We start from the raw sequence: 22,010 nt of genomic DNA, 5'->3' as shown, positions 1-22,010 counted from the left end.
CAAAGGGTTAAGTCTTTTTGGGGTAGGAAATATCCATGCAGACTTTAAAGAACAAAGCCTTTCGTGTTAGTGTCCATTAGGGCGCTTTAGTTAGGAAGCTCCTTGCTTTAGCAAGGGGTGGTTTCACGTAGTGCTAAAAAAGCGCAAGCATTGGGGTTAAAAACCATGGCAACTATTAAGGGGTTTGGTTTGGGTGGTTGCAGTCCGGATATAATGGGTATATGCCCTAGTATTGCGATTAAAAACAACCTTAAAAATGTCAAAATGAATCTCAACGACATCAATCTTTTTGAACTCAATGAAGCCTTCGCTGCACAAAGCCTAGCCGTGTTAAAAGAGCTTGAATTAAACCCTAATATCGTGAATGTGAATGGAGGCGCGATAGCGATTGGCCACCCTATTGGCGCGAGCGGCGCTAGAATTTTAGTCACTTTATTGCATGAAATGAAGAGGAGCGGTCATGGCGTGGGTTGCGCGTCATTGTGTGTGGGCGGCGGACAAGGTCTTTCTGTGGTAGTGGAACAAAAATAAGGAGAATGAGATGAACAAAGTTATAACCGATTTAGACAAAGCGTTGAGCGGGTTAAAAGACGGGGACACTATTTTAGTGGGCGGTTTTGGGCTGTGCGGGATACCCGAATACGCCATTGATTACATTTATAAGAAAGGCATCAAGGATTTGGTTGTCGTGAGCAATAATTGCGGCGTTGATGACTTTGGGTTGGGTATTCTTTTAGAAAAAAAGCAGATTAAAAAGATTATCGCTTCGTATGTGGGAGAGAATAAGATTTTTGAATCGCAAATGCTGAACGGAGAAATTGAAGTCGTTTTGACACCGCAAGGCACGCTCGCTGAAAACTTGCGCGCTGGAGGGGCTGGGATACCCGCTTATTACACCCCAACCGGTGTTGGGACTTTGATCGCTCAAGGCAAGGAATCAAGGGAATTTAACGGCAAAGAGTATATTTTAGAAAGAGCGATCACAGGCGATTATGGGCTTATCAAAGCCTATAAAAGCGACACTTTAGGGAATTTGGTGTTCAGAAAAACGGCCAGAAATTTCAATCCCTTGTGCGCGATGGCGTCAAAAATATGCGTTGCTGAAGTGGAAGAAATTGTCCCAGCCGGGGAATTAGACCCAGATGAAATACACTTGCCAGGAATCTATGTGCAACACATCTATAAGGGCGAGAAATTTGAAAAACGGATAGAAAAAACCACCACAAGGAGCGCGAAATGAGAGAGGCTATCATTAAAAGAGCGGCAAAGGAATTAAAAGAGGGCATGTATGTGAATTTAGGAATAGGCTTGCCCACGCTGGTGGCTAATGAAGTGAGCGGGATGAATATCGTTTTCCAAAGCGAGAACGGGCTATTAGGGATTGGCCCTTACCCTTTAGAGGGGAGCGTTGATGCGGATCTCATTAACGCAGGAAAGGAAACCGTAACCGTGGTGCCGGGCGCTTCGTTTTTCAATAGCACGGATTCGTTTGCGATGATTCGTGGGGGGCATATTGATTTAGCAATTTTAGGGGGGATGGAAGTCTCACAAAATGGGGATTTGGCTAATTGGATGATCCCTAAAAAGCTCATAAAGGGCATGGGAGGGGCTATGGATTTGGTGCATGGCGCTAAAAAAGTGATTGTCATCATGGAGCATTGCAACAAATACGGGGAGTCTAAAGTGAAAAAGGAATGCTCATTGCCCTTAACGGGAAAGGGCGTGGTGCATCAATTGATAACGGATTTAGCGGTGTTTGAGTTTTCCAATAACGCCATGAAATTAGTGGAATTGCAAGAGAGTGTCAGCCTTGATCAAGTGAAAGAAAAAACAGAAGCTGAATTTGAAGTGCATCTATAGCTTATAAAAGGGGGTGTTTATGTTTTTATTAAGGCATTTGACTTCAGCGTGCGTGTTTTTAGCGTCTAAATGTTTGCCGGATTCCTTTGTTTTGGTCGCTCTTTTATCGTTTGTCGTGTTTGTTCTTGTTTATTGCTTGACAGGGCAAGACGCTTCGTCTGTCATTTCTAGTTGGGGGAATGGTGCTTGGACGCTTTTAGGTTTTTCTATGCAAATGGCTCTTATTTTGGTGTTGGGTCAGGCTCTAGCTAGCGCTCAATTAGTCCAAAAACTTTTAAAATACTTAGCGTCTTTGCCTAAAGGGTATTACACGGCTTTATGGTTGGTTACTTTTTTATCGTTAATTGCTAATTGGATCAACTGGGGTTTTGGCTTGGTGATCAGCGCGATTTTTGCAAAAGAGATCGCCAAAAATGTTAAAGGGGTGGATTACAGGCTGCTCATTGCTAGCGCTTATTCGGGTTTTGTCATCTGGCATGGGGGCTTATCAGGCTCTATCCCTTTAAGCGTTGCCACCCAAAATGAAAATCTGTCCAAAATAAGTGCTGGGGTGATTGAAAAAGCCATTCCTATCAGTCAGACGATTTTTTCTGCCTATAATTTAATCATTATAGGGATCATTCTTATAGGGTTACCCTTTTTAATGGCAATGATCCACCCTAAAAAAGAGGAAATTGTTGAAATTGACACAAAGCTTTTAAAAGACGAATACAAAGAAACAGAACTCATTGATCATCAAAAAGACAAAACGATCGCGCATTTTTTAGAAAACAGCGCTTTGCTTTCTTATCTTTTGGTTTTTTTGGGTTTTGGATATTTGGGTATTTATTTTTTTAAAGGGGGAGGGCTTGGTTTAAACATTGTCAATACGATTTTCCTTTTTTTAGGGATTTTGCTCCATAAAACCCCTTTAGCTTATGTGAAAGCGATCGATCGTTCCGCTAGGAGCGTGGCTGGGATTTTATTGCAATTCCCTTTTTATGCCGGGATTATGGGAATGATGGCAAGCCATAGCGTGGGGGGTCATTCTTTAGCGCAAATGCTTTCTTTAGCCTTCACGCACATCGCTAATGAAAAAACTTTCGCGCTCATGACTTTTTTAAGCGCTGGGATTGTCAATATTTTCATCCCGTCTGGCGGAGGGCAATGGGCGATTCAAGCTCCTATCATGCTTCCGGCTGGGCAAAGCTTGGGGGTGGATCCGGGCGTGGTTTCTATGGCTATCGCTTGGGGAGACGCTTGGACGAATATGATACAGCCTTTTTGGGCTTTGCCCGCTTTAGCCATTGCGGGTTTGGGCGCTAAAGATATTATGGGCTATTGCGTTTTGACTTTAATTTTTGTAGGCTTAGTCGTGTGTGGGGTGTTTTATTTTTTAGTGTGAGTTTTTATGCCTATAAACCATGCTCTTTTCAATGGGTAAAGTTTTCTCTTTTACCCTTTAAACGCTCTTGTAATTAAGCCTTATTTCGTTACAATAACCAACCCCATAATAACCTAAGGAAGTGTTTTGTTTTTCAAATTTATTTTATGTTTATCATTAGGAATATTTGCATGGGCAAAAGAGATTATTCCCACCCCTTCAACCCCATTAACGCCCTCTAAACGCTATTCTATCAATTTGATGACTGAAAATGATGGTTATATCAATCCTTACATTGATGAGTATTACACGGCAGGCAATCAAATAGGCTTTTCTACTAAAGAGTTTGATTTTTCTAAAAATAAAGCGATGAAATGGTCTTCGTATTTAGGTTTTTTCAATAAAAGCCCTAGGGTTACTCGTTTTGGTATTTCTCTCGCTCAAGACATGTATACCCCCTCACTTAAAAACAGAAAACTGGTGCATTTGCATGACAACCACCCTTATGGGGGGTATTTACGGGTGAATTTGAATGTGTATAACCGCCATCAAACTTTTATGGAATTATTCACGCTTTCTTTAGGCACGACAGGGCAAGATTCTTTGGCCGCTCAAACACAGCGTCTTATTCATAAATGGGGTCATGACCCCCAATTTTATGGCTGGAACACGCAGCTCAAAAACGAATTTATCTTTGAATTGCACTACCAATTGCTCAAAAAAGTCCCCCTTTTAAAAACTCGTTTTTTTTCTATGGAGTTAATGCCTGGGTTTAATGTGGAATTGGGTAATGCGAGAGATTATTTCCAACTCGGCTCGCTCTTTAGGGCTGGGTATAACTTGGACGCTGATTATGGTGTCAATAAGGTCAATACCGCTTTTGATGGGGGCATGCCTTATAGCGATAAGTTTTCTATCTATTTTTTTGTAGGGGCTTTTGGGCGCTTCCAACCCCTTAACATCTTCATTCAAGGCAATAGCACTGAGACTAGAGGGATCGCTAATTTGGAATACTTTGTTTATGCCAGTGAAATAGGAGCGGCTATGATGTGGCGTAGCCTCAGGGTGGCTTTTACGATCACTGATATTAGTAAAACCTTTCAATCCCAACCTAAGCACCATCAAATCGGCACTTTAGAATTGAATTTCGCCTTTTGATTTAATATCAGTTTAATATTTTTCTTCCTATATGATATTTATATGATATTTTTGGGTAATTTAAGATGAATATCAGTAGCGTTTTGAATGAATTTGTTACTACTTTTCACTTTATTGCACCAAATTTTCCCTTATTACAAACAACTTTGAAATAAACGATTTCCATTTAAAAATCAGCCTTATACTTCTAATAGGTTGCCTTGAGCAACACTTTAATACAAGGAGTCTAAAAAATGAAAGACGCAAGAGTTCAGGTGATGGGTATTGATGCCGGTGGCACCATGACGGACACATTTTTTGTGAAAGAAAATGGCAGTTTCGTCGTCGGTAAGCCCAAAGCAACCCAGAAGATGAGAGTTTAGCTATTTATAATAGCTCACAAGACGCTTTATCGCATTGGAAATCGGATGTCAGTAAGGTTTATCCAGAGTTGGTCACTTGCGTGTATTCTGGCACGGCGATGCTCAATCGGGTCGTTCAAAGGCGCGGGATGGAAGTGGGCCTAATTTGCAATAAGGGTTTTGAGCAAATGCATTCTATGGGCAGAGCGTTGCAATCCTACTTGGGGTATGCGCTAGAAGAAAGACTGCATATCAACACGCACAAGTATGATGATCCACTGATTCCTTTAAAAAGGATTAGAGGCGTTACAGAAAGAACCGATGTCAAGGGGCAAGTGGTTATCCCAGTGTGCCAAGAAGAGGTTAAAATCGCTGTTAAGGAGCTTTTAGAAGCAGGCGCAAAGGCCATTGTGATTTGCTTGTTGCAATCTCATAAAAACGCTGAAAGCGAGCGGATCGTTAGAGATATAGCGTTAAAAGAAATTGAAAAATTGGGTAAAAATATTCCTGTGTTCGCTTCTGTGGATTACTACCCTCAAAGAAAAGAAAGCCACAGAATGAACACCACTATCTTAGAAGCTTATGCGGCTGAGCCAAGCAGGCAAACCCTCTCTAAAGTCAGCAACCGCTTCAAAGAGCATGGCGCTAAATTTGATCTTCGTGTGATGGCAACGCATGGAGGCACCATTAGCTGGAAAGCTAAAGAGCTCGCTAGGACTATTGTGAGCGGCCCTATTGGAGGCGTGATTGGATCTAAATTGCTAGGCGAAACGCTGGGTTATGACAATATTGCATGCAGCGATATTGGCGGCACGAGCTTTGATATGGCGCTTATCGTTAAGAGCAATTTTAACATCGCTTCTGACCCTGATATGGCGCGCCTTGTTTTATCTCTACCGCTTGTGGCTATGGATTCCGTTGGTGCAGGTGCTGGGAGTTTTGTGCGCATTGATCCGTACAGCCAATCGGTCAAACTAGGGCCTGACAGCGCGGGGTATAGAGTTGGCACTTGTTGGAAAGACAGCGGATTAGACACAGTTTCAGTAACCGATTGCCATATTGTTTTAGGCTATTTGAACCCAGATAATTTCTTAGGCGGTTTGATCAAATTAGATGTGGATAGGGCTAAAAAACACATTAAAGAACAAATCGCTGATCCGCTAGGCATTAGCGTAGAAGATGCGGCTGCGGGTGTGATTGAGTTGCTTGATTTGGATCTTAAAGAATACTTGCGATCCAACATTAGTGCTAAAGGGTATAGCCCGTCTGATTTTGTGTGCTTTTCATATGGTGGCGCGGGGCCTGTGCATACCTATGGCTATACAGAAGGCTTAGGGTTTAAGGATGTGGTAGTGCCTGCGTGGGCGGCTGGATTTAGTGCTTTTGGTTGCGCTTGCGCTGATTTTGAATACAGATACGACAAAAGCGTGGATATTGCCATTCCGCAGTATTCTTCAGACAAGTCCAAAATAGAAGCATGCAAAATCATTCAAGACGCATGGGATGAATTGACCCTTAAAGTGATTGAAGAGTTCAAAATCAATGGATTCTCTGAAAAAGATGTGATTTTAAGACCTGGATACAGGATGCAGTATATGGGGCAATTGAATGACTTAGAGATCACTTCTCCTGTATCAAAAGCTGCAAGCGTGGCTGATTGGGAAGAGATTGTCAAAGAATATGAAAAAACCTACGCTCGTGTTTATTCTGAATCAGCGTGTTCTCCAGAGCTTGGTTTTAGCGTGACCGGCGTGATCATGCGTGGTGTTGTGGCTACGCAAAAACCTGTGATTCCGGTTGAAAAAGAGCATGGCGCTACGCCTCCAAAAGAAGCCAAAATAGGCGTTAGAAAATTCTATCGGCATAAAAAATGGGTGGATGCAGATGTGTGGCAAATGGAAAAATTATTGCCTGGAAATGAAGTCATAGGGCCTGCGATCGTGGAATCAGATGCGACCACTTTCGTGATACCCAAGGGCTTTGCGACAAGACTAGACAAACACCGATTGTTCCACTTGAAGGAAATTAAATAAAGGAGTTCAAAATGGCAAATTTATTGAAAAACGGCAAAACTTTAAAACAAGCTAGAGATGAAATCCTAGCCAGGACAGAAAAAACAGGGCATTATAATGGTCTCAAAAAACTAGAGTTTAAAGAAAGAGATCCGATCGGTTATGAGAAGATGTTCTCTAAATTAAGAGGCGGTATCGTGCATGCCAGAGAAACAGCTAAAAGGATTGCGGCAAGCCCTATTGTTGAGCAAGAGGGGGAATTGTGCTTCACGCTTTATAACGCCGTGGGCGATAGCGTGCTGACTTCTACGGGTATCATTATCCATGTAGGCACTATGGGATCAGCTATCAAATACATGGTAGAGAATAATTGGGAAGACAACCCAGGCATCAATGACAAGGATATTTTCACCAATAACGACTGCGCGATTGGGAATGTGCACCCATGCGATATTATGACTCTTGTGCCTATTTTCCACGATGAAAAATTGATTGGGTGGGTAGGCGGTGTTACGCATGTGATTGATACTGGGTCGGTTACTCCAGGATCGATGAGCACCGGGCAGGTTCAAAGATTTGGGGATGGATACATGATCACTTGCCGTAAGACAGGGGCGAATGATGAGAGCTTTAAAGATTGGTTGCATGAATCTCAAAGATCGGTAAGAACGCCTAAATATTGGATTTTGGATGAAAGGACTAGGATTGCTGGGTGCCATATGATTAGGGATTTAGTGATGGAAGTCATTAAAGAAGACGGCATTGATTCTTACATGCGATTTATTGACGAGGTGATTGAAGAGGGGAGGAGAGGCCTTATCTCTAGGATCAAATCCATGACCATACCAGGCAAGTATAGAAAGGTAGCGTTTGTGGATGTGCCTTATGCACATAAAGATATTGGCGTGTGCTCTGAATTTGCTAAGCTAGACACGATCATGCACTCTCCTGTGGAAATCACTATCAATAAAGACGCTACATGGAAATTGGATTTTGATGGCGCGTCTAGGTGGGGATGGCACTCTTTCAATTGCAATCAAGTGTCTTTCACTAGCGGTATTTGGGTGATGATGACTCAAACGCTGATACCCACTTCTCGCATCAATGATGGCGCTTATTTCGCCACTCAATTCAGACTCAAAAAAGGGACTTGGATGAATCCAGATGACAGGCGCACCGGGCATGCTTATGCGTGGCATTTCTTGGTATCAGGCTGGAGTGCTTTGTGGAGAGGTTTGTCTCAAGCGTATTACAGCCGAGGGTATTTAGAAGAGGTCAATTCTGGGAACGCTAACACTTCCAATTGGTTGCAAGGCGGTGGTATCAACCAGGATGGAGAAATCCATGCGGTGAATAGCTTTGAGACGAGTTCTTGTGGGACTGGAGCTTGCGCGATAAAAGACGGCCTAAATCACGCAGCGGCTATTTGGAATCCAGAAGGCGATATGGGCGATGTTGAAATTTGGGAAATGGCAGAGCCTCTTCTTTATTTAGGCAGGAATGTCAAAGCCAATACCGGTGGGTATGGGAAATATCGAGGCGGTAACGGGTTTGAAACCTTAAGAATGGTGTGGGGTGCGCATGATTGGACCATGTTTTTTATGGGTAATGGCTATATGAATAGCGATTGGGGTATGATGGGAGGCTATCCAGCGGCCAGTGGCTATAGATTTGAAGCGCACAACACCGATTTAAAAAACAGGATTAAAAATAACGCTAGCTTGCCTTTGGGGGGCGATTTTAACCCAACTGATCGCGATTATGAAAAGCACATTTCTCATGCGTCTCAAGTCAAAAGGGATAAGCAATGCATCACCACCGAAAATTGCTTTGACAATTACGACTTGTATTTGAACTACATCAAAGGCGGTCCTGGATTTGGCGATCCGATTGAAAGGGATTTGAACGCGATTTTAGAAGATCTCAACAGCAAACAGCTATTGCCAGAATACGCTTACAAGGTTTATGGTGCAGTGGTGAGTCAAAATAAAGACGGCATTTGGGTAGGAGATGAAGCCAAAACGAAAGCCAGAAGAAAAGAAATTCTTGAAAACAGAAAGGCTAGATCCATCCCTGTAAAAGAATGGATGGAGCAAGAAAGGAACGCTATCCTTGAAAAAGAGGCTTCCAAACAAGTTAAGCACATGTATGCGACTAGCTTTGATCTCTCGCCTAAGTTTTTGAATGATTTTAAAACATTCTGGAACTTGCCAAAGAGCTGGAGCGTGAAAGAAGATGAGCTTGGCGTATTCACCTATGGATCTAAATACAGGATGGATTTGAGCAAATTGCCTGATGTGCGCACAGTTCTGTTGGTTGATGAGAAATAAAGAAAGGAGAATGGTCATGTCAAAATACACACAAGAACAAATTAAAAATTTGGTAGAGGGGAACTTGGATTGGAACACTGTCTTAAAAATGCTGAGCATGCCTAAAGATCATGAAAGGTTCCAAATGTATTTGAAGGTGTTGCAAGATAAGGTAGATTTTGATGATAAAATCGTCTTACCCTTGGGGCCGCATTTGTTTGTGGTGCAAGATCCTCAAAAGAAGTGGGTGATTAAGTGTTCATGCGGTCATGCGTTTTGCGCTCCAGAGGAGAATTGGAAATTGCATGCAAACATCTATGTGCGCGATACAGCAGAAAAAATGGAAGAGGTGTATCCTAAACTCTTAGCCAGTGATACCAACTGGCAAGTGTATCGGGAGTATATTTGCCCGGATTGCGGCATCCTTTTAGATGTTGAAGCCCCAACTCCTTGGTATCCTGTGATCCATGATTTTGAGCCTGATATAGAGGTGTTTTATAAAGATTGGCTAGGCATACAGCCCCCAGAAAGACGCTAAAACCGATCGATCCTTTTTATGAAGAGGCTTTATGCCTCTTGGCGCTAAAAGCTTGGGTTGATTTAACTCAAGCAAATTTTCTTCAATCCTAACAAATTTAGCTGCAAATTAAAAAATTTAAGCTTTTTTCTTTTTTTTTGATTTAATACTCGGTATAATCTTAATCCACCTAAAAGGAAAAGCTATGAAAGTAACACAAGGCACCATTAACGACTTTTTTGCCCTAACAAACACGATATTTTCTATCCCAAAAATAAGAAAATGTATTTTATGGGTTCTATCACTATGCTTTCAATAAAATAAAGGGTGTTTTTGACTAAAAAATTCATGTCTTGGATGGTGGTTATTGGGGCTTTAATTTGCGTGCTTTTAGGGGTGTTTATATTCTTCACTAGCATGTCGGTTAAAAAATCTTTAACCGCTTATCTTAACGCTTATTTGGATCGACGCCCCCATATTAAGGGCATGGGGATTGTGGGCGCTCCTTTTGAATGCGAAGGGTTTTTTAAAATTGCATGCACTTCTAAAGAGATCAGTTTTTTAGATCCTCAAAACTCCCCTATTGTAGATTTTAAAAATTTAAATATCAAGCTCCATTCTTTAGACAAAAGCTCTCTTATCCTTTCTATCAGCTCTCAAATCAAATCCCCTATTTTAGAACAAGATATTCAGCAAAAAATCAGCCAAATCCCCCTAAAAGATTTGAATACCTTATTAGAAAAAATGAAACCCACGCGCTTGAATTGCTCTTTAGCATTCAACGCTTTAGATGAAAAAACCTTAAACGACAACTTAAAATGCGATTTGACTAATGCGGAAAATATCCTTGCTTACACTTTTTTTCAAGAGGGTTTAATGGAAGCGCAAGAAAATCTCTCCCTTAAAAATATTTTTAAAACCTTGAGTTCTAAAGACGCTAAAGCCATAGAAGAGTTGCAAGACAAACTGCGTTTTTTAGCGCCAAAGTTGAGCGTTTCTATCCAAGCGCGCCATTTTAAAAATGTTTTAGAGTCCTTTTATCAACAAAATAAAGAGAGTTTGGGCTTTTTTTCCCCTTATTTTAGTTTGCGTTCTCAAACCCCTAGCGTCTCTTATGAAAGCGCGTTAGCTTCTTTAGAAAAATATTTTATGGCCTTGTTCCAATCCCATTTTAAAGACGATACCGCGCTCCAACAGAATTTTAAAGGGTTGTTGCAAGCCTTTGTTTCTATGGCTAAAGACAAACGATCTCAGATCGCTCTTAACGCCCAAGCTAAAGACAACGCCAAGCTGACTTTTAACGCCTTGTTGGAAAGCCTTAGCATGAATTTCTTTCAATCCTACAAAATAAGCCATGAGTGATTTCAAAGTCCCCCCCAAAGCTAAAGGGTTTAAACGCCTTTTTAAAGCCCTTTTTTATTCTAAAGACGGGCTTAAATGCGCGTGGGCTGAAGAGAGCGCGTTCAGGCAAATTGTCATTTTGGCTCTTTTTTGCATCGTTCTAGCGAGCTATTTAGCCAAAGATTTTTTAGAATGGGGACTATTGATCTTACCTTGCTTTTTATCGGTGGTGATTGAACTCATCAATAGCTCCATTGAAAAGGCTGTGGATTTTACCAGCAAAGAGTTCCACCCATTAGCCAAAAAGGCTAAAGACATGGCCAGTTCAGCCCAACTGATAGGGCTTATTTTTTGGGCTTTTATTTGGGGGCGTTATCTTTTAACGCTTTATTTTAATTAAATTTTAGGGAGACACATGCAAGATAATTTAGTCAATGAAACAAAAAATATTGTAGAAGTGGGGATTGATTCTTCTATTGAAGAGAGCTATTTAGCCTATTCCATGAGCGTGATCATAGGGCGCGCTTTACCGGACGCTAGAGATGGCTTAAAGCCTGTGCATAGGCGTATTTTGTATGCGATGCATGAATTAGGCCTTACTTCCAAAGTCGCTTATAAAAAAAGTGCTAGGATCGTGGGTGATGTGATTGGTAAATACCACCCCCATGGCGATAACGCGGTTTATGATGCGCTAGTGAGAATGGCGCAAGATTTTTCTATGCGTTTGGAATTAGTGGATGGGCAGGGCAACTTTGGCTCTATTGATGGCGATAACGCTGCAGCGATGCGTTACACTGAAGCCAGAATGACTAAGGCGAGTGAAGAAATTTTAAGGGATATTGATAAGGACACCATTGATTTTGTGCCTAATTACGATGACACCTTAAAAGAGCCAGATATTTTACCAAGCCGTCTGCCTAACCTTTTAGTCAATGGGGCTAATGGGATCGCCGTAGGGATGGCGACTTCTATCCCCCCCCACAGAATTGATGAAATCATAGACGCTTTAGCGCATGTCTTAGAAAACCCTAACGCTGCATTAGATGAAATTTTGGAATTTGTTAAAGGGCCTGACTTTCCCACTGGTGGGATCATTTATGGCAAGGCGGGTATTGTTGAAGCCTATAAAACGGGGCGAGGGCGCGTGAAAGTGCGGGCCAAAGTGCATGTGGAAAAGACGAAAAATAAAGAAATCATCGTTTTAGATGAAATGCCTTTTCAAACCAATAAAGCCAAATTAGTGGAACAAATCAGCGATTTAGCGCGAGAAAAACAAATTGAAGGCATTAGCGAAGTGCGCGATGAGAGCGATAGAGAGGGCATTAGAGTGGTGATTGAATTAAAAAGAGACGCGATGAGTGAAATTGTCTTAAACCACCTTTACAAACTCACCACCATGGAGACCACTTTTAGCATCATTTTACTCGCTATTTACAATAAAGAGCCTAAGATTTTCACGCTTTTAGAGTTGTTGCGCCTTTTCTTAAACCACAGAAAAACCATTATTATAAGACGCACGATTTTTGAATTGGAAAAGGCTAAGGCCAGAGCGCATATTTTAGAGGGCTATTTGATCGCATTAGACAATATTGATGAAATCGTGCGACTCATTAAAACAAGCCAAAGCCCAGAAGCGGCTAAAAACGCCTTAATGGAGCGTTTCACTTTGAGCGAAATCCAAAGCAAAGCCATTTTAGAAATGCGTTTGCAACGCTTAACAGGCCTTGAAAGAGATAAAATCAAAGAAGAATACCAAAACTTATTAGAGCTTATTGATGATCTCAATGGCATTTTAAAGAGCGAAGATCGCTTGAATGGAGTCGTCAAAACAGAACTTTTAGAAGTCAAGGAGCAATTTTCTTCTCCAAGGCGCACTGAAATTCAAGAATCTTATGAAAATATTGACACAGAAGATTTGATCGCTAATGAGCCTATGGTGGTGAGCATGAGCTATAAAGGCTATGTGAAAAGAGTGGATTTAAAAGCTTATGAAAAGCAAAATCGTGGCGGTAAAGGCAAGCTTTCAGGCAGCACTTATGAAGACGATTTCATTGAAAACTTTTTTGTGGCTAACACGCATGATATTTTGCTCTTTATTACCAATAAGGGGCAATTGTATCATTTGAAAGTCTATAAAATCCCAGAAGCGAGCCGGATCGCTATGGGTAAAGCCATTGTGAATTTAATCTCGCTCGCTCCGGATGAAAAGATCATGGCAACCCTAAGCACCAAAGACTTTAGCGATGAGCGCTCTTTAGCTTTCTTCACGAAAAATGGCGTGGTGAAGCGCACCAATTTGAGCGAATTTGAAAGCAACAGGAGTTGTGGTATCAGAGCGATTGTTTTAGATGAAGGCGATGAATTAGTGGGCGCAAAAATTGTGGATAAAAACGCTAAGCATTTGCTCATCGCATCGCATTTGGGCATTTTCATTAAATTCCCTTTAGAAGATGTGCGCGAGATCGGAAGAACTACTCGTGGGGTTAGAGGGATTAAGCTGAATGAAAATGATTTTGTTGTCGGCGCGGTCGTCATTAGCGATGATGGCAACAAGCTTTTGAGCGTGAGCGAGAACGGGCTTGGCAAGCAAACTTTAGCCGAAGCGTATAGAGAGCAATCTCGTGGAGGTAAGGGGGTCATTGGCATGAAGCTCACTCAAAAAACCGGCAATCTAGTGGGCGTTATCAGCGTGGATGATGAAAACTTGGATTTGATGATCCTTACTGCAAGCGCGAAAATGATTAGAGTTTCCATTAAAGACATTAGAGAAACCGGAAGAAACGCTAGTGGGGTAAAGCTCATAAACACCGCCGATAAAGTCATGTATGTCAATTCTTGCCCTAAAGAAGAAGAGCCAGAAAATTTAGAAATCTCACAAGCACAAAATTTGTTTGAGTGATGCGTTTCTTTTCATTCTTTTATTTTTTATTTTATTTTTTAGGGGTTTCTTTGCAAGCTCTCAGCCCCCTAGAAGATCAAGAATTTTTAATTTCGTACCGCTTGAAAATCGTTGATTCCAGAGTGATGGGCGAAGAGTATTCTGTCTCTAAACCTATCGTTAGCCGCATCAAAACAGCCCCCTATGTTTTAGACTATCATTGCTCTATTATTACTAGCAACTTACCCGATTTGAAAAACCCCTTGCTCCAAACCAAACTAGAACGCTTCCTTTTAGAAATAGCGTTGAAAAAAGAAAAAGAGCGAGTCATAGACTGCATTTTAAAAAGCCAAGTCGCTATCACGCATTATGATCATAGCTATAAAAACGGCACCACTACCACAAGCATTCTTAACCTCAAAGCCTTAAGCGTTAGAGCGAGTTTAGTAGGAGATGCACTGTTTTTAGATATTTTTAGAAAGGAAGAAGAATGAAAATCGCTATCGTAGAAGATGATATTAACATGCGTAAAAGCCTGGAGCTTTTTTTTGAGCTTCAGGACGATTTAGAGATTGTGAGCTTTAAAAACCCTAAAGACGCTTTAGCCAAGTTAGATGAAAGCTTTGATTTAGTCATCACGGATATTAACATGCCCCATATGGACGGCTTAGAATTTTTACGCCTTTTAGAGGGCAAGTATGAATCCATTGTGATTACCGGTAATGCGACCTTGAATAAAGCCATTGATTCCATTCGTTTAGGCGTGAAAGACTTTTTCCAAAAGCCTTTTAAACCAGAATTGCTTTTAGAATCCATCTATCGCACTAAAAAAGTTTTAGAATTTCAAAAAAAACACCCTCTAGAAAAACCTTTAAAAAAACCACACAAACACAGCTTTTTAGCCACTTCAAAAGCTTTAGAAGAGAACAAACGGCAGGCCTTAAAAGTCGCAAGCACGGACGCTAATGTCATGCTATTAGGCGAAAGCGGGGTGGGTAAGGAGGTTTTTGCTCATTTTATCCACCAGCATTCGCAACGCTCCAAACACCCTTTTATAGCGATCAACATGTCCGCAATTCCAGAGCATTTATTAGAAAGCGAGCTTTTTGGGTATCAAAAAGGGGCTTTCACGGACGCCACAGCCCCGAAAATGGGGCTTTTTGAAAGCGCTAATAAAGGCACGATCTTTTTAGATGAAATCGCTGAAATGCCCATTCAATTGCAAAGCAAGCTTTTAAGAGTGGTTCAAGAAAAAGAAATCACACGCCTTGGGGATAATAAGAGCGTTAAAATTGATGTTCGTTTCATTTCTGCCACCAACGCTAACATGAAAGAAAAAATCGCTTCAAAAGAATTTAGAGAAGATTTGTTTTTCCGCTTGCAAATCGTGCCTATAACTATTGCGCCTTTAAGAGAGAGGGTAGAAGAGATTTTGCCCATTGCTGAAATCAAGCTTAAAGAAGTATGCGATGCGTATCATTTGGGGCCAAAATCTTTTTCAAAAAACGCCGCAAAACGCCTTTTAGAATATTCTTGGCATGGGAATGTGCGAGAGCTTTTAGGTGTTGTGGAAAGAGCGGCGATTTTAAGCGAAGAAACAGAAATCCAAGAGAAAGATTTGTTTTTGGAAAGGTAGTTTGTAGGGCTTCTTTATGATTCATCTGCAACCATGTAAGTTTAATAGGTTTTAGTGATCACGCTATAATTTCATGGAGTTATTAGAAAAAGCATTTATCAGAAACGCTTAATTTGGGATTTTTGCTTAAAGGGGTTTAAAGATTAGGGTTCAATTAATGGGGAGTTTTTATGTTAGCGGATGATTTTATGGTTAAGAAATTAAAAAACAAGGAATTACATGGTTTGTTGTGTAACAAATTGAGTAAAAGAGTGGATAGATTTGGCTATAGAGTGATTGGTGTTGGAGCGGATAAAGAGATAATGAAGTTATTGTTCAATTGAGTCAGGAAAAAATTGTTAGATTGAGTAGCAAGACCGCTTTAGCAAATGATGATGATTTCATGGCGGGTATTTTTGATGAATTTAATGGATTAAAGGCTAATAAGGAACCGCAGAAACCTAACTCAATCTATTATGGGTATGGTAGCTCTTATAAAATCATTGATGTTCTTAACGAGAAGGATGGTGATTTTATCAGTTGCAGATTGCTTATCGTTAAAAAATTAGGGGTTGATGAGTGTTTAGGGTTTTATGCGCCCCCTATGATTGATAATAACAACACCACTCTTGCTGATTTGCTTGAAAATGGCGAGCCTACAATATATTATGAAGCTAATTCTGCAAATATCAGGCGTTTTTTGGACAGAGGGCCTTACAATATTGAGTGGTTGGTGAGGAAGTATTTGGAGGTTGGGTTTAGGAGTTGCAAAATAGAGCGGATACAAGGAACGGAATTTGCGATCAAATTCCGCTATAAAAAGTGGGGGTCTATGATTGATAGAGAAGTTAAAATGCAATTCCCCAAATACCTTAAAGACTCAAAGAGGACAGCCGTTAAAATAACAAGCAAGGTGTTTTACGAGTTGTTGAGGGGGCCTTTGTTTGGCAATCTCCTTGGCAAAGATCCCATTCAAGCGATTATCATGCGGAAAGAAAACAATAATAAATAAAATCTTGTTGGATCTTAATCTTCTTATTTTTTTAAATTAAAAGTCATTTTTTAACCCCTAAGATTGCGCTACAAAAATTATCGCCCCATTAAAATCAAGCTCTTTACTATTGATTATAAAAAATGTTTTTTAGCATTTTTTATAATTTATGATTAACACTTAATGATAATAAAGCCTTATTAGTAGTTTTTGTGTGGGACTAAAAATAGTGAGTTTAGGGGGTTTTTAACCCTACCCCTTGTAATTTGGGTTACATGACGAAAATAATAGCGTCCACTCTCACGATTTTTAATGGTTGATAACCTGCTTATTTCAAGCTTTTTATAATCTCTAGCATGGATTTAACTATGGTGCATCTTTCTTGCTTCATTCGTTATGGCTCTTGTGTTTTAAATTCGTTTGTGGTGGGATTATTCCCACTAAGGTTTGAAACGCTATTGTCGTTTCTGTGATGATTAGAGAGTGTCGGCTTGGTTTCTATTTTCCTTAATGCTTTCTCATTTTTCAAACTTTCATGCGAGGATTTTAAAGGCATGGCTTCTTTGCTAACTCTTGCATGATCAAGTGGCTATTATTGCCGCTAGTTTTGTAATTTTTCTGCTCTCTCATATTTGGCTGTCTGTTATTTTATTCAGCCCTACATCGTTTTAACAAACAAACTCCATGCACAAGCTATTTCAATTCCAAAGCTAAAAATTTTCCTGTATAGCTTTGGGTTTTTTCGCAATTTTGCGCCACTTCTAAAGGCGTGCCGCTCGCAATGACTTTCCCTCCCTTATCCCCCCCATCAGGCCCCATGTCTATAATGTAGTCAGCGTTTTTGATAATGTCTAAATTATGCTCAATCACTAGCATGGAATTGCCTAACGCCACCAAAGAATGCAAAACCTGTAAAAGGTGATTCACGTCTTCAAAATGCAAACCGGTGGTGGGCTCATCTAAAATATAAAGGGTTTTGCCTGTGTCTTTTTTACTCAATTCTTTAGCTAATTTGATCCTTTGAGCCTCCCCCCCACTTAAAGTCGTAGCGTTTTGCCCTAAAGTGATATAGCCTAAGCCCACATCTATAAGCGTTTTTAACTTCACGGCGATTTTAGGGAATTTAGCAAAAAATTCATAAGCCTCTTCTACGCTCATGTTCAACACATCGGCAATGGATTTGCCTTTCACCTTGATTTCTAAAGTTTGGGGGTTGTATTTAGCGCCCTTACAGCTATCGCATTGGACTAACACATCAGGCAAGAAATGCATTTCTATTTTAATGTCCCCATCGCCTTGGCATTTCTCGCACCGCCCCCCTTTAACATTAAAGCTGAAACGGCTCGCGCTATAGCCTAAAATTTTAGCTTCTTTTTGCTCGGCAAATAAAATCCTGATTTCATCCATCACTCCTGTGTAAGTGGCAGGGTTGCTTCGTGGGGTTTTGCCTATGGGGGCTTGGTCTAAATAAATCACTTTATCCAAATGCTCCAACCCTACAATCTCTACCCCATTCAAGCTTTGAGCTTTTTTAGCATGGTTTAAAAGGGTTTGAGCGGTGGGTAAAAGAGTTTGTAAAATCAGCGAGCTTTTCCCGCTCCCGCTCACCCCCGTAATGCACACCAATTGTTTTAAGGGGATTTGAACGCTCAAATTCTTAATGTTATTGATATTGACATTTTTAATTTCTAAAAAATGCTTTTCTTTAGGGGGTTCAAATTTAGGGCGCTCAATCTTTTTAGTGCCGTTGAGATACAAGGCGGTAGAATGGTTATTTTGCAATAACTCTTTCACGCTCCCGCTAAAAACCACTTCACCCCCATGCCTTCCAGCCTTTGGCCCAATATCCACAACAAAATCCGCATGCTTAATCGTCTCTTTATCATGCTCTACGACAATGAGCGTGTTCCCCTTTTTTTGTAAATTCCTAAGGGTGTTGATGAGTTTGAGCGTGTCTTTTTCATGCAAGCCAATGCTAGGCTCGTCTAAAACATACAAAACCCCTGTCAAACCACTCCCGATTTGACTAGCGATTCGTATCCTTTGGCTCTCCCCTCCGCTAATCGTTCGCGCATCCCTCCCTAAAGTCAAATACCCTAGCCCCACATCGTATAAAAAAAACACCCTTTCTAAAATCTCTTTTAAAATGGGTTCAGCGATCTTTTTTTCTTGCTCGTTAAGATAGCTAAAATGCGTGGGATCATTAAAAAAGTGATAGACTTCTTCAATGGGCTTAGTTAAAAAATCCGCTATTTTCAAGCCAGCGACTTGAACGCTCAAACTGGAAGCTTTCAAACGATGCCCATTACACGAAGAACAGGTTTTTTCGCTCATGTAATCGCTCAAATCCTTTTGCTCTTTAAACATGTCATAAGCGATTTGGATAATGCCTTTCCAGGGGCGTTTCAAGGGGCTGTTTTTAAAATGAAAGCTGATTTCAGTGCCATTCCCATACAAAAGAGCGTCTTGTTGCTCTTTATTCAATTCATTAAAACAAAGCGTGCTGTCAATGCCATTGTATTCGCAAAAGCCTTCAAACATTTGAGCGTAATAACTGCGGTTATACCCAAAAATCACTTTAATCGCTCCTTGATTTAAAGGCGTGTTAGGATCTAAAATCTTACTAATATCTAAGCTAAATTTTGTCCCCAAACCCAAGCAACTTTCGCACGCCCCTTTAGGCGAATTGAAGGAAAAACTCAAAGGCTCTAATTCTTCAAAACTCATCTTACACTTAAAGCATGCCTTATGCTCGCTGTAATGCTTTCTTATGCTTGGCGCATTCTCTTGCAAGATTTCCACTTCTAATTCCCCATAGCTTTCTTTAAGGGCTTTTTCTATTGCACTAGCGATCCGTGAAGCATTTTCGCTATTAATGACTACCCTATCCACCACCGCTTCAATGGTGTGTTTTTTGGTTTTGTGCAAATGGATTTCTTCATCTAATCGCACCATCACCCCATCAACAAAAGCCCTTACATACCCTTTCAAACGCAAGCTTTCTAATTTATCGTTAAACGAACCTTTTTTATCTTTAATAATGGGGGCGAGAATAATGATTTTAGAATTTTCTTCTAAATGACAGATTTGAGAAATAATATCGCTCGCGCTCATAGAACTGATAGGCTCTAAACATGTGGGGCAAAATTGCTCCCCAACCCTTGCAAACAGCAACCTTAAATAATCATAAATCTCAGTGATCGTCCCCACAGTGGATCTAGGGTTTTTAGAAGTGGTCTTTTGATCAATAGCGATCGCTGGGGTTAGGCCTTCAATTTTATCCACATTAGGCTTGCCCACTTTGTCTAAAAATTGCCTAGCATAGCTGGACAAACTCTCTAAATAACGCCTTTGGCCTTCAGCGTATAAAGTGTCAAACGCCAGAGTGGATTTACCCGAACCGCTTAATCCGGTAAAAACAATAAATTGGTTTTTAGGGATTTCTAAAAAAATATTTTTGAGATTGTTTTCCCTAGCCCCTTGAATAATGATCTTATCCATAATGGTTTTATGTTGCAAGAGTTTCCTTAAAATAAGAAAATGGATTAAAAGGAGCTATTATACTTCAAAAAAGAATGGTTTTATTATCATTTCTTATTCATAAGAGTTAAAAATATTTGCTTGATTAAGGATAAACATGCTATTATTTTATGAGACAATTTTAAAGATAGGAATGTAAAGGAATGGAATTTATGAAAAAGTTTGTAGCTTTAGGGCTTCTATCCGCAGTTTTAAGCTCTTCGTTGTTAGCCGAAGGTGATGGTGTTTATATAGGGACTAATTATCAGCTTGGACAAGCCCGTTTGAATAGTAATATTTATAACACAGGGGATTGTACAGGGAGTGTTGTAGGTTGCCCCCCAGGTCTTACCGCTAATAAGTATAATCCAGGACACACTAATATCAACTGGCATGCTAAATACGCTAATGGGGCTTTGAATGGTCTTGGGTTGAATGTGGGTTATAAGAAGTTCTTCCAGTTCAAGTCTTTTGATATGACAAGCAAGTGGTTTGGTTTTAGGGTGTATGGGCTTTTTGATTATGGGCATGCCACTTTAGGCAAGCAAGTTTATGCACCCAATAAAATCCAGTTGGATATGGTTTCTTGGGGTGTGGGGAGCGATTTGTTAGCTGATATTATTGATAACGATAACGCTTCTTTTGGTATTTTTGGTGGGGTCGCTATCGGTGGTAACACTTGGAAAAGCTCAGCGGCAAACTATTGGAAAGAGCAAATCATTGAAGCTAAGGGTCCTGATGTTTGCACCCCTACTTATTGTAACCCTAACGCCCCTTATAGCACCAAAACTTCCACCGTCGCCTTTCAAGTATGGTTGAATTTTGGCGTGAGAGCCAATATCTACAAGCATAATGGCGTAGAGTTTGGCGTGAGAGTGCCGCTACTCATCAACAAGTTTTTGAGTGCGGGTCCTAACGCTACTAATCTTTATTACCATTTGAAACGGGATTATTCGCTTTATTTAGGGTATAACTACACTTTTTAAACCCTTTTAAAAGGGTATCTTTAAGCCCTTTTTAGTCCTTATAAAAAGGGTTTTAGTTTGGATTTTTGCATCTTGAAAAGCTGAGATTGATTATAAAGAAACTTTTGAGCGTAACCAACAAAACCAATACCATTGAGTGGGCGTTTGGAAAATTCATCTAGGGGTTTTAAGGGGATTGTTTGCAAGAAATAGAAAATCTGCACCAAAGCGTTTTGTTGCAAGAAGTTTTGCAAGCGTTCACGCCTTTAGAAGAAGGGGTTTTGATTGATTGCACTTTAGGGTTAGGGGGGCATTCTAAAGCCCTTTTATCCCAAAAACCGCACCTGAAACTCATTGGCATTGATAAGGATAAGTTCGCTCAAGAAATCGCTAAAGAACGATTGAAAGCCTTTGAAGGGCGTTGTAATCTCTTAAGCGGAGGGTTTGCCAAACGCTTTAAAGAAGCCCTAGAAATTCATGGCGATCGAATCAAGGGGGTTTTAGTGGATTTAGGGGTGAGCTCCTTGCAGCTTGATGATGATAACAGAGGGTTTAATTTCCACTCGCACGCTTTGGATATGCGCATGGATTTAGAGAGCGATTTGAACGCTCAAAAAGTCATCAACTCTTATCCTGTAATAGCGTTAGAAAAAATCTTTAGAGACTATGGCGAAATCAAAGAATACAAAAAAATCGCCCATAAAATTGCAGAAAGGCGCGCTAAAAAACCCTTTAAAGACGCTAAAGATTTGAGCGAGTTTTTAAGCTCCCTTTCTAAAAATAAAAAAATCCATCCAGCGACTTTGGTGTTTCAAGCTGTTCGCATAGAAGTCAATAACGAATTAGAAGAGTTAAAAGAATTTTTACAAAGCGCTAGAAACCTTAAGGGGGCGATTTTGTGCGTGATTTCTTTTCATTCTTTAGAAGACGCTTTAGTGAAAAACGCTTTCAAAGATTACGCTAAAAATTGCATTTGTGATCCTTCAAGTTTCAAATGCACTTGCTCTAACAATCACGCTTTAGGCGAAATTTTAACCAAAAAGCCCATCACTCCAAGCCCAGAAGAAATTAAAAACAACAGGCGTTCACGAAGCGCTAAAATGAGGGTTTTTAAATTCAAACCATGAACAAGTCAATGAGT

At 40.4% G+C, this 22,010-nt stretch carries 17 protein-coding genes and 3 pseudogenes; 18 read left to right on the top strand and 2 right to left on the bottom strand.

Features of this window, described 5'->3' with window-relative positions; all coding sequences use genetic code 11:
- The 16 genes and pseudogenes from IC572_RS07990 to IC572_RS02985 form a co-directional block, all read left to right on the top strand.
- Positions 1-70: pseudogene (locus tag IC572_RS07990) on the top strand (RNA-guided endonuclease InsQ/TnpB family protein); the annotation flags it as partial.
- A 47-nt stretch (positions 71-117) separates the two neighbouring features.
- Positions 118-531, top strand: a pseudogene (locus IC572_RS03055) (acetyl-CoA C-acyltransferase); the annotation flags it as partial.
- A gap of 10 nt (positions 532-541) precedes the next feature.
- Entirely contained in the window at positions 542-1,240 is a 699-nt protein-coding gene (locus tag IC572_RS03050; RefSeq protein WP_041051366.1) for a CoA transferase subunit A, read from the top strand.
- Positions 1,237-1,860: a 3-oxoacid CoA-transferase subunit B gene (locus IC572_RS03045; RefSeq protein WP_187855026.1), complete on the top strand. Its 624-nt coding sequence runs from the start codon at positions 1,237-1,239 to the stop codon at positions 1,858-1,860. The genes IC572_RS03050 and IC572_RS03045 overlap by 4 nt, the downstream gene beginning before the upstream one ends.
- 19 nt (positions 1,861-1,879) lie before the next feature.
- Positions 1,880-3,244 carry a TIGR00366 family protein gene (locus IC572_RS03040; RefSeq protein WP_187855025.1) on the top strand — a complete coding sequence of 455 codons (1,365 nt, stop codon included), beginning with the start codon at positions 1,880-1,882 and terminating at the stop codon, positions 3,242-3,244.
- A gap of 126 nt (positions 3,245-3,370) precedes the next feature.
- Positions 3,371-4,381 (top strand): lipid A deacylase LpxR family protein, encoded by a 1,011-nt coding sequence (locus IC572_RS03035; RefSeq protein WP_187855024.1) that lies wholly within the window; start codon positions 3,371-3,373, stop codon positions 4,379-4,381.
- A gap of 233 nt (positions 4,382-4,614) precedes the next feature.
- A pseudogene (locus IC572_RS03030) lies at positions 4,615-6,755 on the top strand (hydantoinase/oxoprolinase family protein).
- Between the two features lie 11 nt (positions 6,756-6,766).
- Entirely contained in the window at positions 6,767-9,064 is a 2,298-nt protein-coding gene (locus IC572_RS03025) for a hydantoinase B/oxoprolinase family protein (RefSeq protein ID WP_042630730.1), read from the top strand.
- A gap of 16 nt (positions 9,065-9,080) precedes the next feature.
- On the top strand, positions 9,081-9,581 hold the full coding sequence (locus tag IC572_RS03020; protein WP_001885650.1) for an acetone carboxylase subunit gamma: 501 nt from the start codon (positions 9,081-9,083) through the stop codon (positions 9,579-9,581).
- Positions 9,582-9,893: 312 nt separating this feature from the next.
- On the top strand, positions 9,894-10,922 hold the full coding sequence (locus tag IC572_RS03015; RefSeq protein WP_187855023.1) for a hypothetical protein: 1,029 nt from the start codon (positions 9,894-9,896) through the stop codon (positions 10,920-10,922).
- Positions 10,915-11,301 (top strand): diacylglycerol kinase, encoded by a 387-nt coding sequence (locus IC572_RS03010; protein ID WP_181232168.1) that lies wholly within the window; start codon positions 10,915-10,917, stop codon positions 11,299-11,301. Before IC572_RS03015 ends, IC572_RS03010 begins: the two co-directional genes overlap by 8 nt.
- Before the next feature lie 15 nt (positions 11,302-11,316).
- Positions 11,317-13,800 (top strand): DNA topoisomerase (ATP-hydrolyzing) subunit A, encoded by a 2,484-nt coding sequence (gene gyrA / locus IC572_RS03005; protein WP_187855022.1) that lies wholly within the window; start codon positions 11,317-11,319, stop codon positions 13,798-13,800.
- The gene (locus IC572_RS03000) at positions 13,800-14,273 is read left to right on the top strand and encodes a hypothetical protein (protein ID WP_165524194.1); all 474 of its coding nucleotides are present in this window, start codon (positions 13,800-13,802) and stop codon (positions 14,271-14,273) included. Before gyrA ends, IC572_RS03000 begins: the two co-directional genes overlap by 1 nt.
- Positions 14,270-15,415, top strand: coding sequence for a transcriptional activator FlgR (flgR, locus tag IC572_RS02995; RefSeq protein ID WP_187855021.1), 1,146 nt, complete (start codon positions 14,270-14,272; stop codon positions 15,413-15,415). The genes IC572_RS03000 and flgR overlap by 4 nt, the downstream gene beginning before the upstream one ends.
- A 170-nt stretch (positions 15,416-15,585) precedes the next feature.
- Positions 15,586-15,738, top strand: a complete 153-nt coding sequence (locus tag IC572_RS02990; RefSeq protein ID WP_187855020.1) for a hypothetical protein — start codon at positions 15,586-15,588, stop codon at positions 15,736-15,738.
- Positions 15,739-15,758: 20 nt separating this feature from the next.
- Positions 15,759-16,406 carry a hypothetical protein gene (locus IC572_RS02985; protein WP_232263317.1) on the top strand — a complete coding sequence of 216 codons (648 nt, stop codon included), beginning with the start codon at positions 15,759-15,761 and terminating at the stop codon, positions 16,404-16,406.
- A 373-nt stretch (positions 16,407-16,779) separates the two neighbouring features.
- Here IC572_RS02985 and IC572_RS02980 read toward each other — a convergent pair whose 3' ends face one another.
- Positions 16,780-16,941, bottom strand: coding sequence for a hypothetical protein (locus IC572_RS02980; RefSeq protein WP_187855019.1), 162 nt, complete (start codon positions 16,939-16,941; stop codon positions 16,780-16,782).
- A gap of 137 nt (positions 16,942-17,078) precedes the next feature.
- Positions 17,079-19,904, bottom strand: coding sequence for an excinuclease ABC subunit UvrA (gene uvrA / locus IC572_RS02975; protein WP_187855018.1), 2,826 nt, complete (start codon positions 19,902-19,904; stop codon positions 17,079-17,081).
- 164 nt (positions 19,905-20,068) lie between these two features.
- Here uvrA and hopE point away from each other — a divergent pair, with 164 nt between their 5' ends.
- Positions 20,069-20,890 (top strand): Hop family outer membrane protein HopE, encoded by an 822-nt coding sequence (gene hopE, locus IC572_RS02970; protein WP_000395403.1) that lies wholly within the window; start codon positions 20,069-20,071, stop codon positions 20,888-20,890.
- A 179-nt stretch (positions 20,891-21,069) separates the two neighbouring features.
- Positions 21,070-21,996 carry a 16S rRNA (cytosine(1402)-N(4))-methyltransferase RsmH gene (rsmH, locus tag IC572_RS02965; RefSeq protein ID WP_187855017.1) on the top strand — a complete coding sequence of 309 codons (927 nt, stop codon included), beginning with the start codon at positions 21,070-21,072 and terminating at the stop codon, positions 21,994-21,996.
- The last annotated feature ends 14 nt before the right edge of the window (positions 21,997-22,010 follow it).

Origin of the sequence: Helicobacter pylori (assembly GCF_014496485.1) — a bacterium.
Taxonomy (GTDB): Bacteria; Campylobacterota; Campylobacteria; order Campylobacterales; family Helicobacteraceae; genus Helicobacter; species Helicobacter pylori_DD.
Note: the sequence above shows the minus strand (reverse complement) of the source record. Positions and strands in the feature narration are given on the sequence as shown.

Bases quoted from the DNA above. Each gene is read 5' to 3' on its own strand.
- flgR (WP_187855021.1), top strand. From the start codon at position 14,270: ATGAAAATCGCTATCGTAGAAGATGATATTAACATGCGTAAAAGCCTG.
- IC572_RS03020 (WP_001885650.1), top strand. From the start codon at position 9,081: ATGTCAAAATACACACAAGAACAAATTAAAAATTTGGTAGAGGGGAAC.
- IC572_RS03050 (WP_041051366.1), top strand. From the start codon at position 542: ATGAACAAAGTTATAACCGATTTAGACAAAGCGTTGAGCGGGTTAAAA.
- IC572_RS02990 (WP_187855020.1), top strand. From the start codon at position 15,586: ATGTTAGCGGATGATTTTATGGTTAAGAAATTAAAAAACAAGGAATTA.
- hopE (WP_000395403.1), top strand. From the start codon at position 20,069: ATGGAATTTATGAAAAAGTTTGTAGCTTTAGGGCTTCTATCCGCAGTT.
- IC572_RS02980 (WP_187855019.1), bottom strand. From the start codon at position 16,941: ATGCCTTTAAAATCCTCGCATGAAAGTTTGAAAAATGAGAAAGCATTA.
- IC572_RS03045 (WP_187855026.1), top strand. From the start codon at position 1,237: ATGAGAGAGGCTATCATTAAAAGAGCGGCAAAGGAATTAAAAGAGGGC.
- IC572_RS03010 (WP_181232168.1), top strand. From the start codon at position 10,915: ATGAGTGATTTCAAAGTCCCCCCCAAAGCTAAAGGGTTTAAACGCCTT.
- IC572_RS03025 (WP_042630730.1), top strand. From the start codon at position 6,767: ATGGCAAATTTATTGAAAAACGGCAAAACTTTAAAACAAGCTAGAGAT.
- IC572_RS03040 (WP_187855025.1), top strand. From the start codon at position 1,880: ATGTTTTTATTAAGGCATTTGACTTCAGCGTGCGTGTTTTTAGCGTCT.
- IC572_RS03000 (WP_165524194.1), top strand. From the start codon at position 13,800: ATGCGTTTCTTTTCATTCTTTTATTTTTTATTTTATTTTTTAGGGGTT.
- gyrA (WP_187855022.1), top strand. From the start codon at position 11,317: ATGCAAGATAATTTAGTCAATGAAACAAAAAATATTGTAGAAGTGGGG.